This is a genomic window from Pantoea sp. Mhis (assembly GCF_009830015.1).
Genome location: NZ_SZZX01000002.1, coordinates 20,735 through 35,954 on the forward strand (window position 1 = coordinate 20,735; position 15,220 = coordinate 35,954).

The 15,220-nt window shown below is 29.7% G+C and carries 14 protein-coding genes; 7 read left to right on the forward strand and 7 right to left on the reverse strand.

Translation table 11 applies throughout. The features are described 5' to 3' along the window. Positions 1 to 16 precede the first annotated feature (16 nt). The 7 genes from secD to pgpA all read left to right on the forward strand — a co-directional run bounded on the left by secD (position 17) and on the right by pgpA (position 6,617). On the forward strand, positions 17 to 1,867 hold the full coding sequence (gene secD, locus FD727_RS00925; protein ID WP_159938395.1) for a protein translocase subunit SecD: 1,851 nt from the start codon (positions 17 to 19) through the stop codon (positions 1,865 to 1,867). Positions 1,868 to 1,877: 10 nt separating this feature from the next. After that, on the forward strand, positions 1,878 to 2,834 hold the full coding sequence (gene secF / locus FD727_RS00930) for a protein translocase subunit SecF (protein ID WP_159938297.1): 957 nt from the start codon (positions 1,878 to 1,880) through the stop codon (positions 2,832 to 2,834). A gap of 224 nt (positions 2,835 to 3,058) precedes the next feature. Next, on the forward strand, positions 3,059 to 4,162 hold the full coding sequence (gene ribD / locus FD727_RS00935) for a bifunctional diaminohydroxyphosphoribosylaminopyrimidine deaminase/5-amino-6-(5-phosphoribosylamino)uracil reductase RibD (RefSeq protein WP_159938298.1): 1,104 nt from the start codon (positions 3,059 to 3,061) through the stop codon (positions 4,160 to 4,162). Between the two features lie 62 nt (positions 4,163 to 4,224). Further along, positions 4,225 to 4,695 (forward strand): 6,7-dimethyl-8-ribityllumazine synthase, encoded by a 471-nt coding sequence (ribE, locus tag FD727_RS00940; protein ID WP_159938299.1) that lies wholly within the window; start codon positions 4,225 to 4,227, stop codon positions 4,693 to 4,695. An 18-nt stretch (positions 4,696 to 4,713) separates the two neighbouring features. Then, on the forward strand, positions 4,714 to 5,139 hold the full coding sequence (nusB, locus tag FD727_RS00945; RefSeq protein ID WP_159938300.1) for a transcription antitermination factor NusB: 426 nt from the start codon (positions 4,714 to 4,716) through the stop codon (positions 5,137 to 5,139). Between the two features lie 22 nt (positions 5,140 to 5,161). Further along, positions 5,162 to 6,142: a thiamine-phosphate kinase gene (thiL, locus tag FD727_RS00950; RefSeq protein ID WP_159938301.1), complete on the forward strand. Its 981-nt coding sequence runs from the start codon at positions 5,162 to 5,164 to the stop codon at positions 6,140 to 6,142. After that, entirely contained in the window at positions 6,129 to 6,617 is a 489-nt protein-coding gene (pgpA, locus tag FD727_RS00955) for a phosphatidylglycerophosphatase A (protein WP_370515953.1), read from the forward strand. Before thiL ends, pgpA begins: the two co-directional genes overlap by 14 nt. 66 nt (positions 6,618 to 6,683) lie before the next feature. On the opposite strand, the gene dxs is transcribed toward pgpA, so the two are convergent. The 7 genes from dxs to cyoB form a co-directional block, all read right to left on the reverse strand. Beyond that, positions 6,684 to 8,549 (reverse strand): 1-deoxy-D-xylulose-5-phosphate synthase, encoded by a 1,866-nt coding sequence (gene dxs / locus FD727_RS00960; protein ID WP_159938397.1) that lies wholly within the window; start codon positions 8,547 to 8,549, stop codon positions 6,684 to 6,686. A 10-nt stretch (positions 8,550 to 8,559) separates the two neighbouring features. Next, positions 8,560 to 9,450 carry a (2E,6E)-farnesyl diphosphate synthase gene (ispA, locus tag FD727_RS00965; RefSeq protein WP_159938302.1) on the reverse strand — a complete coding sequence of 297 codons (891 nt, stop codon included), beginning with the start codon at positions 9,448 to 9,450 and terminating at the stop codon, positions 8,560 to 8,562. 384 nt (positions 9,451 to 9,834) lie between these two features. Further along, positions 9,835 to 11,211: an MFS transporter gene (locus tag FD727_RS00970; protein WP_159938303.1), complete on the reverse strand. Its 1,377-nt coding sequence runs from the start codon at positions 11,209 to 11,211 to the stop codon at positions 9,835 to 9,837. Positions 11,212 to 11,337: 126 nt separating this feature from the next. Beyond that, complete coding sequence (gene cyoE / locus FD727_RS00975; RefSeq protein ID WP_159938304.1) at positions 11,338 to 12,225, reverse strand: heme o synthase; 888 nt, start codon at positions 12,223 to 12,225, stop codon at positions 11,338 to 11,340. A gap of 14 nt (positions 12,226 to 12,239) precedes the next feature. Next, complete coding sequence (cyoD, locus tag FD727_RS00980) at positions 12,240 to 12,581, reverse strand: cytochrome o ubiquinol oxidase subunit IV (RefSeq protein ID WP_159938305.1); 342 nt, start codon at positions 12,579 to 12,581, stop codon at positions 12,240 to 12,242. Then, positions 12,578 to 13,183 carry a cytochrome o ubiquinol oxidase subunit III gene (cyoC, locus tag FD727_RS00985; RefSeq protein ID WP_236393556.1) on the reverse strand — a complete coding sequence of 202 codons (606 nt, stop codon included), beginning with the start codon at positions 13,181 to 13,183 and terminating at the stop codon, positions 12,578 to 12,580. Before cyoC ends, cyoD begins: the two co-directional genes overlap by 4 nt. A gap of 17 nt (positions 13,184 to 13,200) precedes the next feature. Next, positions 13,201 to 15,186: a cytochrome o ubiquinol oxidase subunit I gene (cyoB, locus tag FD727_RS00990; RefSeq protein ID WP_159938398.1), complete on the reverse strand. Its 1,986-nt coding sequence runs from the start codon at positions 15,184 to 15,186 to the stop codon at positions 13,201 to 13,203. Between the last annotated feature and the right edge of the window lie 34 nt (positions 15,187 to 15,220).

Here is a 15,220-nt window from a genome sequence, read left to right on the forward strand (position 1 = left end):
GAACAATGGAACTTCTGTGCTAAATCGTTATCCATTATGGAAAAATATTATGTTGATGATTGTAATCATTGGGAGCATAATTTATGCACTACCCAATCTTTATGGTGACGATCCAGCTCTTCAAATAACAAAAGTACATGGTACTGCTATTATCAATAATAAAATTATATCCAAAATTCAGAATATTTTAAAAAATAATAATATTCAAAATAAAGTAAATTTTTTAAAAAATGGAACAATTTTAGTACGTTTATCTAATACAGATACACAGTTGAATGTTCGTGAAATACTTAGTCATATGTTGGGTTCAGATTATATAGTAGCTCTTGCTCTAGAACCAGCCACTCCCTATTGGTTAAGATATTTAGGTGCAGAACCCATGAAACTTGGACTGGATTTACGTGGTGGAGTTCATTTTTTATTGGAGGTAGATGTAAATTCTATTTTAAATAAGTTACAGACGGAAAAAATTGATTCTATTTGTAATGAATTAAATAAAAAAACTATCCATTATGTGAAGATCAATAAAATTAATCATTATGGTTTGGAAATTAAATTTTCTAATGATTCTACTAGGAATAAAGCTCTCGAATATTTACAATCATTAAATCATGATTTATATTTTTCTATTGCTAGTGATTCTAGATTACGTGCTGTAATATTTGATACAGTTATAAATAAAACTAAAGAAAATGTAATACAGCAAAATATAAATATTATACGAAATCGAGTTAATCAGCTTGGTGTATCTGAATCAATTGTACAGCGCCAAGGATTAAACTATATTATTGTAGAATTACCTGGGATTCAGGATACTGCACGTGCTAAAGCAATTCTTGGCGCAACTGCTACATTAGAGTTTCATTTAGTTAATACTAATTTAAATTCAATTGATGTATTTAATGGTCATATACCAAGTGATTCAGAAGTCAAAATTACTAGTGAAGGTCATATGACCATCTTATATAAAAATGTTATTTTGACCGGTAATCATATTATAAATGCCAGCTCTAGCATAGACGAATATAATCAACCACAAGTAAATATTGAGTTAGATGATATCGGCGGCAATATAATGTCGAATTTTACTAGAGAAAATATTGGTAAACCAATGGCTACCCTATTCGTTGAATATGAAAGTAATGGTAAAAAAGATGTAAATGGGCGTTTAATTTTGGTAAAACAAGAAAAAGTAATTAATATAGCAAATATTCAATCTTATCTGAATAAGAATTTTCGTATCGTTGGTATTAAAGACAAAAATGAAGCCCATCAGTTATCTTTTCTTTTGCGTACAGGTGCATTAATAGCTCCAATACAAATTATTGAAGAACGCATTATTGGGCCAACTCTGGGACAGCAAAACATTAAACAAGGAATGGAAGCTTGCTTATATGGTTTCATTGCATCTGTTATATTTATGATATGTTTTTATAAATATTTCGGTCTTATAGCTACCAGTGCTCTATTGTGTAATTTAGTTCTAATTATAAGTATTATGTCTATAGTTCCAGGAACTACACTAACTATGCCTGGAATTGCTGGAATTTTGCTAACTATAGCAGTAGCAGTAGATGCTAATGTATTAATTAATGAACGTATTAAAGAAGAATTACAAAATGGTCGTTCAGTACAGCAGGCCATTTATGCAGGTTATAAAGGTGCTTATTCAAGCATCTTAGATGCTAATATTACTACTTTAATTAAAGTTATTATTCTTTATACAGTTGGTACTAGTTCAATTAAAGGATTTGCGATTACTACAGCTATCGGTATTGCTACTTCAATGTTCACATCTATAATTGGTACACGAGCTGTGGTTAATTTTATCTACGGAGGTAAATATATCAATAAAATATCTATTTAAGGAGCATGGTATGAAGCAATATAATGATATAAAACAATTAAAATATGGATGTAAAATTATTGACTTTATGCGATGTGATAAATTGGCTTTTATTATATCTATATTTTTGATATTGTTTTCTATTATCATTATAGCGATACGTGGATTTAACTGGGGACTTGATTTCACTGGAGGTGTATTAATTGAAATTACTTTAGAAAAACCGATAGGAGTAGATATATTGCGTCAAAATTTGCTAAAAGCAAATTTTCATGATCCTGTTGTTCAAAATCTTGATGATAAACATGATATAATTGTGCGTATTGCATCATTTCATAGAGAAATAGATCAAGAAACAGGAAATAAAGTAGTATCTACTATTAACAAAATATTGCACCAAAATGTTATAGTAAAACGTATAGAATCAATTGGATCCAGTGTAAGCAGTGATCTAGCTCAATCTAGTATAATAGCATTATTATCAGCTCTAATTGCTATTCTTATTTATATTACTCTTCGCTTTGAATGGTGTGTTGCGTTAGGTATTGTATTAGCACTTATACATGATGTAATTATCAATTGTGGTATATTATCATTTTTACATGTAGAAATTGATTTAACAATCATTGCATCATTAATGTCAGTTATGAGTTACTCTTTAAATGATAAAATAGTTGTTTTTGATCGTATTCGTGAGAATTTTCGCAAAACTAATAACATTAGTTCCTACAATATTACAAATATTTCGTTAACCCAGACATTAAATCGTACTTTAATCACTTCTATTATTACTTTTTTGATAATTTTAATATTATTTGTTTTTGGTGGTATTTTATTAAAAAACTTTTCATTGACTATGTTGATCGGTGTAACTATAGGTACAATTTCATCTATTTATATTTCCTGTGCTATCGCATTAAGATTAGGCATGAAACGTGAACATTTATTGTTGCAAACAATAGAAAAAGATGAAACCAATGAATTTTAATATTTAATTATAGTATAAATAAATCCATATGTAATATTTAAAGATATGAATTTGTTCATAACACAACTTTGTTAAGTTTAGATTTATAACAAGTAATGGATAATTGTGTAATATAATAAAATATATATAAATATGATGACATATTGTCATTTAATTTTTCTATTTGTAAAAATGATACAAAATTAAATCATATTTATGGTGTGCTGATGATAAAAAGATAAAAAATGAATAATGACTATTATTATATGTTACGTGCATTAAAATTAGCTCAACGTGGTCGGTTTACTACTACACCTAATCCTAATGTAGGCTGTGTAATTGTAAGTGATAATAAAATTATTGGTGAAGGTTGGCATCATCGAACAGGAGAACCTCATGCAGAAATATATGCATTACAAATGGCGGGTCAAAAAGCGAAAGGTTCAACTGTATATATCACACTTGAGCCTTGTAGTCATTATGGATATATGCCTCCATGTTGTCATGCGTTAGTAGCTTCAGATGTAAGTCGTGTAGTAGTAGCTATGCAGGACCCTAATCCACAAGTATCTGGCAAAGGTTTAACCTTTTTACAAGAAGCTGGTATTGAAGTTAATTGTGGTATAATGAGGAAATCTGCGGAAGCATTAAACTATGGATTTTTAAAACGGATGCGTACGGGATTACCCTGGATACAATTAAAACTTGCTTGTTCTCTTGATGGAAAAACTGCAATGAACAATGGAGATAGCTATTGGATTACATCTATTGCTTCCCGTCGAGATGTGCAATATTTAAGAGCTCAAAGTTCTGCTATTCTTACTAGTAGTGTTACAGTAATAAATGATAATCCTTCATTAACAGTACGTTGGAATGAGTTAGATGAAAAAATACGTGATCAATTAGATGAACGCAATATTCGACAGCCAGTGCGTATAGTAATTGATAGTCAACAACAAATAACGACAAAACATCGCTTAATTAATCAACCTGGTGAAACTTGGTTAATGCGTCAAAAAATTGATAAAAAAAAATGGCCTCATAATGTTAAACAAATAGTAGTTCCATTGTGTGGTGAGAAATTAGATCTTATAGCAATGATGATGTTAATAGGAAAACGGCAAATTAATAATATTTTGGTAGAAGCAGGCGCCCATTTAGCTGGTTCTTTAATTCAAGCACGTTTAATAGATGAATTAATTATCTATTTATCACCTAAATTATTCGGTGACAAAGCACGTAGTTTATGCATTTTACCAGAATTAAAGTACCTAAAAGATGCAGTTCAATTATCTTTTAAAGATATACGTATGATAGGATCAGATATACGCTTAATTTTAACACCATAATAAAATTTTACAATTTTAAAGTTATAATATAATTTGTTTAAATATTAAATTTAAGGATTTATATGAAAGTTATAGAAGCTAATATTGTTGCACCTGATAGTAATATTGCTATTGTTACTTCACGCTTTAATAATTTTATTGGTAAAAATTTATTAAATGGTGCTATTGATACTTTAAAGCGATTAGGACAAGTTAAAGAACAAAATATTACTACTATTTGGGTACCTGGAGCTTATGAATTACCGTTAATAACGCGTGTTTTAGCCCGCTCTAGTAAATATCATGCTATAATTGCGTTAGGAGTTATTATTCGTGGAGATACTGCACATTTTAAATATATTGCTAATAGTGTAAGTATGAGCATCTCAAATACATCAATGTATAACGAAATACCAATATCTTTTGGTGTGCTTACTACTAAAAATATCGAGCAAGCAATGGAGCGTGCTGGAAGTAAAGCGGGTAATAAAGGTATTGAAGCTGCTCTAACGGCACTAGAGATGATCAATATATTGCAGGCTATTAAAGAGTAATTTTTTAGAGGAGATTTTGTGAAACCCGCTGCGCGTCGTCGTGCTCGTGAATGTGCTGTCCAAGCACTATACTCTTGGCAATTATCTAATAACGATATTCTAAATGTAGAAAATCAATTAATAATAGAATTGAATGTTAAAGAAATTGATATTAGTTATTTTCATGATTTAATTATTGGTGTTACTAACAGTAGTAAATATTTAGATAGTTTGATGAATCCTTATATATCTCGTCATATAGAAAAAATTGGACAAGTAGAGAAAGCTATATTGCGTATTGGATTATATGAATTAAGTAAACGGAATGATGTCCCTTATAAAGTAGTTATTAATGAGAGTATAGAATTAGCTAAAATTTTTGGTGCAACTGATAGTCATAAATTTATTAATGGTGTACTAGATAAAGTCGCTCCACAAATTAGAGTTAATAAAAAAGTTAATTAATATTAAGTTGGAAACTAACTTCATGTTACTTGATGAATTTGCGTTAATTAAAAATTATTTTAATCGCATAGAAAATTTATCTTACTATGATGTAGAGGAAGGAATTGGTGATGACTGTGCATTGCTTAATATTCCAGAAAAACAGACGATTACTATTACAACTGATACGCTAGTGGAACACGTACATTTTTTATTTGACATTGATCCTGCTGATTTAGGTTATAAATCACTAGCAGTAAATCTAAGTGATTTAGCTGCTATGGGTGCTCAGCCAGCATGGTTAACATTAGCACTTACTATCCCACAAATTAATGAAAAATGGTTAACAAAATTTAGTAATAGCTTATTTGAACAAATGAATTGTCATAGTATGCAGCTAATTGGAGGAGATACTACACGTGGGCCATTAAGCATTACTCTTAGTGTTTATGGTTTAGTACCAATTGGTTGCGCAATTAAACGTTCAGGTGCTAAACTAGGTGATTGCATTTTTGTTACGGGTACATTAGGAAACAGTGCAGCTGGTTTGTATTTATTACAAAATCGTTATGAATTACAAGATCAATTAGTGCAAGAAATGTTGATTAACTGTCATTTAAGACCGATACCTCGTATTAAACAAGGTAAAGCTCTGCGCAATTTAGCAACTTCCGCTATTGATATTTCTGATGGTTTACTTTCCGATATTATTCATATAATGAATGCTAGCCAAGTTGGTGTTGAACTTAATTTAGAATTAATACCTATTTCAGAAGCATTACACCGTTATTTTGAACCTCAACAAGCACTAATTTGGGCATTGACTGGTGGTGAAGATTATGAGCTATGTTTTACAGCATCAAAAGTTAATTTAACTGCAGTACATTCAGCTTTAGAATACCTTAATATACCTTATACATGCATTGGACAAATTGTTAAAAAAGAACAAGGGTTAAAATTATTTAAAAAAAGTAAATTAGTAGATTTTCATCATAAAGGATTTAATCATTTTGGTTTATTATAATAAGAATATCTACAAAGAACGTTTATCGTTGAGAAATCCTTTGCATTTTTTAGCAACCGGTTTTGGTACAGGTCTTATCTCATTTATACCTGGGACAATAGGTTCATTATCTGCTATTCCATTATGGTGGTTAATGACTTTTTTATCCTTGAAGATTTATTTGTTAATATTATTAATCAGTGTAATTATAGGCATTTATTTATGTCACCGTACTTCATGTGATATTGGTATCCATGATCATTCCAGTATTGTTTGGGACGAATTTATTGGAATATGGATTACATTAATGATGATTCCATGTATAACCTGGCAATGGATATTACTTGGTTTTATTATTTTTCGTATCATTGATTGCTTAAAACCTTGGCCAATTTGCTGGCTTGACAAAAATGTAAGTGGTGGAATAGGAATTATGATTGATGACATTATTGCTGGAATGATTGCAGCAATAATTATTTATAATTTAGGGAAATAATTTTTTATTTTTTAAGCGATATTATTAAAAAATTAACTTGAATTTATAATTCAAATAACAAAATGTTTATAACATTAGCCAGGCTTGAATTTGTTGTTTGATTCCAATAGTATCTAATTGATAATCATGCCTTATTTCTTCTTGAGTACCTTGTGGTATAAATTCATCTGGTAAACCGAGGTTAAGTACCGGTAAACATAAACGTTTTGACATAATTAACTCATTGACGCTGCTACCAGCACCTCCTTTTATAGATCCTTCTTCTAAAGTCACTAATGCTTTATGATTGATACATAACTCAGTAATTAAAATTTCATCTAATGGCTTAACAAATCGCATATCTACTAATGTAGCATCAAGTTGATCAGCTACGCTTAATGCTTCTAATAATAATGTACCAAAGTTAAGTATAGCTAATTCCTTACCATATCTCTTTATAATACCTTTACCTATTTTTAATTTTGTTAATGGTTGAAGTATAGCACCAGTACCGTTACCTCGAGGATAACGTACGGCAGTTGGTCCTTTCTGATAGTGATAACCGGTATAAAGCATCTGACGGCATTCATTTTCATCGCTAGGTGTCATAATCACCATACCTGGTATACAACGTAAATATACCAAATCAAATGCTCCTTGATGAGTCTGTCCATCTGCACCAACAATACCTCCTCGATCAATAGCAAACAGTATTGGGAGTTTTTGAATTGCTACATCATGAATTACTTGATCGTATGCTCGTTGTAAAAACGTAGAATAAATTGCTACAATTGGATTATAACCACTAATAGCTATACCAGCAGCAAAAGTAACAGCATGTTGCTCAGCAATTGCTACATCAAAATATTGTGATGGATAATTACGTGCAAAATTGCTCATACCTGAACCTTCACACATGGCAGGTGTAATTGCTATAAGTCGAGAATCAATAGCAGCTGTTTCATTAAGCCAATTACCAAAAATTTCTGAATAGCTAGGTAATACAGGCATATTTAATGGAAGTGATCCACTTGATGGATCAAATTTAGGAACTGAATGCCAACTAATGGGATCCTTTTCTGCAGGTGCATATCCTTTGCCTTTTTTAGTGATAATATGCAGAAATTGTGTTTTTTTTAAGTTACGCACGTTTTCTAAAATTCTTATTAACGTAAGTACGTCATGCCCATCTGCTGGACCAATATAATTAAAACCTAACTCTTCAAATAAAGTACATGGTACTACCATACTTTTTAAATGAGATTCAGTTCGCTTGATTATTTTTTTAAGCGTAGGAATGTTATTGAGTACATATTTACCTCTTTCACGTATACGTAAATAAGTATTTCCAGAAAGAATTTGAGTTAGTCGATTATTAAGAGCACCAACATTCTCAGAAATAGACATTTCATTGTCATTAAGAATAACTAAAATATCCGGTTTGATATCACCAGCATGATTCATAGCTTCAAAAGCCATACCAGCAGTAATTGCACCATCACCAATAATACAAACAGTGCGGCGTCCTTTTCCTTCTCGAGCAGCAACTACCGCCATCCCTAAGCCAGCACTAATAGAAGTAGATGAATGACCCACACTTAATACATCGTATTCACTTTCTTCACGCCATGGAAATGGATGTAATCCATTTTTTTGACGGATTGTATTAATACGATCACGACGTCCAGTTAAAATTTTATGTGGATATGCTTGATGTCCTACATCCCATATCAAATGGTCAAATGGTGTGTTATATACATAATGTAGTGCTACTGTTACTTCAACAACACCAAGACCTGAAGCTAAATGTCCAGAAGAACGACTTACACTATCTAGTAAATACTGACGTAACTCTTTACAAAGTAAAGGAAGTTTTTCTTTAGGTAGCAAACGTAATTCCTGAACTGTACCTGCTAATGCTAAAATCGGATATTTGATAGTATCAAAATTCATATCATGAAAATTATTTATTATCATTAATTATAAAGCTTGCTAATAATTTTAATACATTAGTATTACAAGATTTATCAGATAAAAATCTGAGTGAACTTAGCGCTTCCTGATAGAGTTCATAAACTCTATCGTGAGCATTATTTAATCCTATTAAAGTTAGATAATTATTGCTTGATAATTCATGCATGTCTTTTTTATCCGAATATTTAATATTTTCAACAACATCAATAATATCGTCTTGTACTTGAAATGCTAATCCAATAGCATTAGCATAATTATCTAATGCAAGTAATACATCGTTACTTTGATTACCTGCTGCTAATGCGCCAAGTCTGACAGCTGTACGAATTAATGCACCTGTTTTATAATGGTAGATATATTCCAATTGTGATACAGTAGTACATTGATATTTTGTTTTTAGATCTAATGCTTGTCCGATACACATACCTGTTACGCCACTAGCTTGTGCTAACTCAGAAATCATTGCTAAACGTGTTTTAACATTTACATTATCCATAGGATAATCAGTAAGGATTGAAAATGCTAACGTTTGTAAAGCATCTCCGGCAAGTATCGCTATATCTTCACCATACTTCATATGACAAGTTAAATGTCCTCTTCTCAATATATCGTTATCCATAGCTGGTAAATCATCATGAATTAAAGAATAAGCATGTATGCATTCTAAGGCAGCTGCTGGTGCATCTAAACTAGACATATTAACTTTAAACATTTCACCAGTTGCGTAGACAAGTAAAGGCCGAAGACGTTTACCACCTAATAATGTTCCATATTGCATAGCTTTCACCAAAGGTGAGTCTTGAGGAAGAGGATCCATTAAAGCTGTTAATGTTGAATTCACTCGTTCATAATATTGATTTATCAATTTCTTAAAATCCATTAATAATTACTCTAGATAAAATTACTTTATAAACTCTATCATTACTAAGTAATATTTAGTGAATATGTTTCGTTATACACATGAATATAAACACAATATTATATATTGTATAAAAATATTTAAGTAAAAAAGCTCTTTATAAATTAATTATTATTAATAATAATTAATTTTATTTTAATAAATAGTAATTGCATAATTTTGATGCTTTTTGTACTTTAAATATAAAGTATATTATTTTAGGATATCAGTTATCAAAAATTAATAATATATATTTTTTAAACGTGGTATTATTAAATAATAATTTAGTTAGAATAGTCAATATATTAACAAGTATAAGTTAATATATTGATTAATATTAAAATTAATTAATTAAATATTAATTTATTAAGAATTTTGGATTTGATTATTTAAAAATTTTTCTAATTCATTGCGACTTATAATCTTACTATTAACTTTAATATATAGACTTTTTTCCTCTTGTACTATCAGTACTGAAGATACACCTGGTATTTCTTTTAACAGAACTTCTAAATTAGTAATGGATAGTAATTTATTGCTTAAAATAAAACGTAAACTATTAGTATAAATAGGTTCTTTAATGGATAAACTAATAAAAAACCAACTTATTGAAATAAGAGCACTAACTAAAAATAAAATTTGTGCATTAAAATGTTCATACACCCATCCTCCCATACTACCACCAATTGCAGAACCAAGAAATTGACTAGTTGAATAAACACCCATGGCGGTACCTTTGTAACCTACAGGCGATTCTTTACTAATTAAAGATGGTAAAATAGCTTCCAATAAATTAAAAGCGAAAAAAAATAATTGTACACATAATATGAGTATATGAAAACGATTTGACATTCTCCATAATATTATTTCTGTAAGAGATATTAATAAAATACAACTTATGAAAACTATTTTCATTCTATGCATTATTTCTGCATAAATAATACAGGGTATTACAAAAATAAACGATACTAACATCGTAAATAAATATATTTTCCATTGTTCAGACATTGCTAATCCCAATGTTTCAAATTGACCTGGTAGTACTATAAAAATTGAAATTAACAAAATATGAAGATAAAAAATACTTATATTAAGTTTTAATAATTTTGAATTAGTTAATACAGCTCGAATACTACTTTTTACTATATGTGTTTCACGATTTAATATAGATTCATGAGAATCTGGAATAAATAAAAGAGTAATGATAATTCCAATGATAGCTAAAATACTGGTAATCCAAAATAATGAATGTAAACCAAATTTATATGTGATCATTGGTCCAAGTACGAGTGAAAGAGCAAATGCCACTCCCAAACTCAAACCAATAAGAGCCATGGCTTTAGTACGGTTCTGTTCACGAGTTAAGTCTGATAACAAAGCCATTATTACAGCAGCAATTGCACCTGAACCTTGTAATGCTCTGCCCCAAACTATACCCCAAATACTAGTTGTAATTGCAGCAATTATACTTCCAAGAAAAAATAAAATTAAACCAATAATGATTATTGGTTTACGTCCAATACGATCAGAAAGTAGACCAAACGGTATTTGAAATATTGATTGAGCAAAACCATACATTCCAATTGCTAGACCAATTAAAGTATGATTAGCCTGTCGCAGGAATATACCATATGTAGTTAACACAGGTAAAACCATAAACATTCCTAACATACGTAAAGAAAAAATAGCACCTAATCCCCAGGTTGCACGAAGTTCTAAAGAAGTCATTTTATTATCATTCATTTTAACCTCTGCAGAATACATTAAATATAACTTTATACTTTTAATTATATTAAATATGATATGAAATATGTAACATACTTTTAACTCTTATATGATAAGAGATCAAAAATTGATATTACTATATTCTTAATTGAAAGTAATGGTTGAACCATTAGCAGTGGGAATTATAAAATCTATTGACATCATTATGCTTAATGAAGCAATAGCAAAAATAGAAAATATAAAAACTTTGTATGCCCAAACTTTATTATTTGATGATTTGTACCCTGACAATGCTAAGCTAAGCCAACATATATTTACTATAGAAGTGACAATCAAATATTTATAACCAGTATAACCGTTCAAAGTAAGCATTGAACTAGATATAATAAATATTAATATATAGAGTATAATATAAAATTTAGTTAATTTAATACCTTTTACGGCAGGTAAAACTGGAATCTTTGCATCTTGATAATCATCAAGATGTAATATAGCAATTGCATACGAATGAGGTATCTGCCATAAACTAAAGATAAATAACAAAATTAATGCACATATATCTAATCTGTCAGATACTGCACAATATCCAATTATAGGTGGTATAGCGCCAGAAATACTACCAATTGAGATTCCATACATTGAATTACGTTTCATATAAAGGCTGTAAATAACCACATAAATTACAAATCCTATACTTGCTAAAATCATAGTTAGCGTATTTACTTTGTAATAAAGTAATATACAACCAGCAATTATTAATATAATTCCATAAATCAAGCTTAATTTAACCGAAATTAAACCTGTAGCTAAAACACGGTTGCACGTTCTTTTCATTTTAAAATCAATGTCACGATCTATGATATTATTAAAAATACAACTAGATGCAATTACGAACAACATTGCAATCAAAACAGTAAAAAATAATAGATAATTAATCTTACCTTTTGAAGCTAAAAAAAAACCACCTGTTATGGAAATTAAATTACTAAAAATAATTTTAGGTTTTATTATTTGTAAATATTGTTTTTTCATATATAAAATAATTGTCAATGTTTTAACATATTATTGTTAAGATTCCACATAATCCATAATGAACCAACTACTATTATAAAAATAATAATTGATGCAAAAATAATAGCTATCATATTCCAACCATCTTCTGATTTACTGTCTAAATGTAAAAAATATACCAAATGAACTAATATTTGAGTTATCGCACAAATTAAAGTTATATCCAAAGTAAAACGATAAGAAATAGTACCGTGTATCACTAACCAAAACGGAATTATTGTAAGAATAATAGATAAAATAAAACCTATAAGATACGATCTTTTAGTATCATTTATACTATTGTGTAATTTATATCCTTTATTTTTAATATATTTCATTGCATAGCTCCTATTAAATAGACAATAGTAAATACGCAAATCCACACTATATCTAAAAAATGCCAAAATAAGCTTAAACATATAATACGTATATAATTAGTAACGGTAAAACCACGTATAGCAATTTGAAATATTAATACCGCCATCCAAATAACTCCAGATAATACATGTAGACCATGAGTACCAACTAAAGTAAAAAAGCTGGATAGGAAAGCGCTGCGATTGGGACCTAATCCTTTTAATATCAAATGATGAAATTCATAAATTTCCATTATGACAAACGTAATACCTAATAAAAAAGTTATTAACAACCATTTAATAGTAGATCTTTTAGAATATTTATTTATGGAAACTACTGCCATTCCATAGGTAATTGAACTACATAGTAATACAGTAGTTTCAATCAAGATAAATGGCAATACAAAGATATCTTTACCAGAAGGACCTCCAGCTGTGTTATTAACCATAACAATATAAGTAGCAAATAAGGTTGCAAATATAATGCAATCACTCATCAAATATAACCAAAAACCAAAAATTTTATTACTGTTTAATTTATGATTAGTTACATGTTTTGTATAAGAATTATGGGAATCTTTCATTCCTGTTTTAATCAACATTATTTTAAACCTGCTTTATTAAGTACATTAAAGCGTTCTTTTTCAATTTTTTCTATTTCATCAATAGACACATAATACTCTTCATCTTCATTAAAACTTTTTGCAATCCAAACAAATATTATACTAAGGAACGAAAAACCTGCAAGCCACCATATATGCCAAACCATGGAAAAACCTAAAAAAGTTCCAAATAAAGCCATTATTATGGCTGCACTACTATTCTTTGGCATATGAATTTTTTCATATTTCTTAGGTATCTTATACGCTTCTCCTTTTTCTTTCATCATCCAAAATGCGTCTCTATCATAAATATATGGAATAATAGCAAAATTATAAAAAGGTGGTGGCGAAGATGTAGACCATTCTAAAGTACGTCCGCCCCATGGATCACCAGTAAGATCACGATTTTGTTTGCGATTACGTATAGAAGTATAAAACATAATTATTTGACAAATAATACCAAAAGAAATTAATACAACACCAATTGATGCAATAACTAATAAAGAATGAAATTGAGGATCTATTTTTTGGCTTAAACGACGAGTCATACCCATAAAACCTAATGCATATAAAGGCATAAAAGCTACTAAAAAGCCACTAATCCAAAACCAGAAAGCACGTTTACCCCAAACTTCATTCAAAGTAAAGCCAAAAACTTTAGGAAACCAATAAGTTATACCAGCCATACAACCAAATACAACTCCACCAATAATAACATTATGAAAATGTGCTACTAAAAATAAGCTATTATGCAAAACAAAATCAGCACCTGGAATAGATAATAGAACACCAGCCATACCACCAATAGCAAATGTTATTAAAAAGCCAATAGTCCATAACATTACTGAATGTAATTCAATACGTCCTTGGTACATCGTAAATAACCAATTGAAAATTTTAACACCCGTTGGTATTGCTATAATCATTGTCATGATACCAAAAAATGCATTAACGTTTGCACCTGCACCCATGGTGAAAAAATGATGCAACCAAACTATAAATGATAATATAGTAATAGCAATAGTTGCCCATATAAGTGAAGTATAACCAAATAAACGTTTTTTTGAAAAAGTTGCAGTCACTTCAGAAAAAATACCAAATACTGGTAAAACCAGTATATATACTTCTGGATGACCCCAAATCCAGATTAAATTAACATACATCATCATATTACCGCCCATATTATTGCTAAAGAAATGAAATCCTAAATAACGATCAAGTGTTAATAACACTAAAGTGACAGTTAATACTGGAAATGCAGCAATAATTAGAACGTTAGTGCAAAATGCAGTCCAAGTGAATACTGGCATTTTGAATAGATTCATACCTGGAGCACGCATTTTTAAAATAGTTACTAGAAAATTAATACCAGTAAGCATAGTACCTATACCCGATAACTGCAGACTCCAAATCCAATAATCAACACCAACACCGGGGCTATATTCTGTATTTGAAAGAGGAGGATAAGCTAACCAACCAGTTTGTGCAAATTCACCTATACCAAGAGATAAATTTATTAGGATTACACCAATCGCAGTAAACCAAAAACTAAGATTATTTAGAAATGGAAATGCTACGTCACGTGCACCAATTTGTAAAGGAACTACAATGTTCATTAATCCTACTACAAAAGGCATTGCCACAAAAAATATCATGATTACACCATGCGCAGTAAAAATTTGATCATAATGATGAGGAGGCAAAATACTAGTTCCATCTGCGCTAGAAGCAATCATTTGTTGAGTGCGCATCATGATTGCATCGGCGAAACCACGTAATAACATAACAAAAGCCATTATTATATACATAATACCTATCTTTTTATGATCAACAGAAGTAAACCATTCACGCCATAAATACTGCCATTTACCATAATAACTAATTAAAATAGCAAGAGCTAAACCAATCATAATTATAGTAATAACGGTAATCATTATGATTGGTTCATGATATGGTATTGCATCTAATGTTAATCTTCCAAACATCATTTTTTCCTCTTTTTCACATAAAAAGATTGGT

Coding starts and splice junctions, on each gene's coding strand:
- secF (WP_159938297.1), top strand. CDS start 1,878: ATGAAGCAATATAATGATATAAAACAATTAAAATATGGATGTAAAATT.
- ribD (WP_159938298.1), top strand. CDS start 3,059: ATGAATAATGACTATTATTATATGTTACGTGCATTAAAATTAGCTCAA.
- ribE (WP_159938299.1), top strand. CDS start 4,225: ATGAAAGTTATAGAAGCTAATATTGTTGCACCTGATAGTAATATTGCT.
- thiL (WP_159938301.1), top strand. CDS start 5,162: ATGTTACTTGATGAATTTGCGTTAATTAAAAATTATTTTAATCGCATA.
- dxs (WP_159938397.1), bottom strand. CDS start 8,549: ATGAATTTTGATACTATCAAATATCCGATTTTAGCATTAGCAGGTACA.
- ispA (WP_159938302.1), bottom strand. CDS start 9,450: ATGGATTTTAAGAAATTGATAAATCAATATTATGAACGAGTGAATTCA.
- FD727_RS00970 (WP_159938303.1), bottom strand. CDS start 11,211: ATGAATGATAATAAAATGACTTCTTTAGAACTTCGTGCAACCTGGGGA.
- cyoE (WP_159938304.1), bottom strand. CDS start 12,225: ATGAAAAAACAATATTTACAAATAATAAAACCTAAAATTATTTTTAGT.
- cyoD (WP_159938305.1), bottom strand. CDS start 12,581: ATGAAATATATTAAAAATAAAGGATATAAATTACACAATAGTATAAAT.
- cyoC (WP_236393556.1), bottom strand. CDS start 13,183: ATGAAAGATTCCCATAATTCTTATACAAAACATGTAACTAATCATAAA.
- cyoB (WP_159938398.1), bottom strand. CDS start 15,186: ATGTTTGGAAGATTAACATTAGATGCAATACCATATCATGAACCAATC.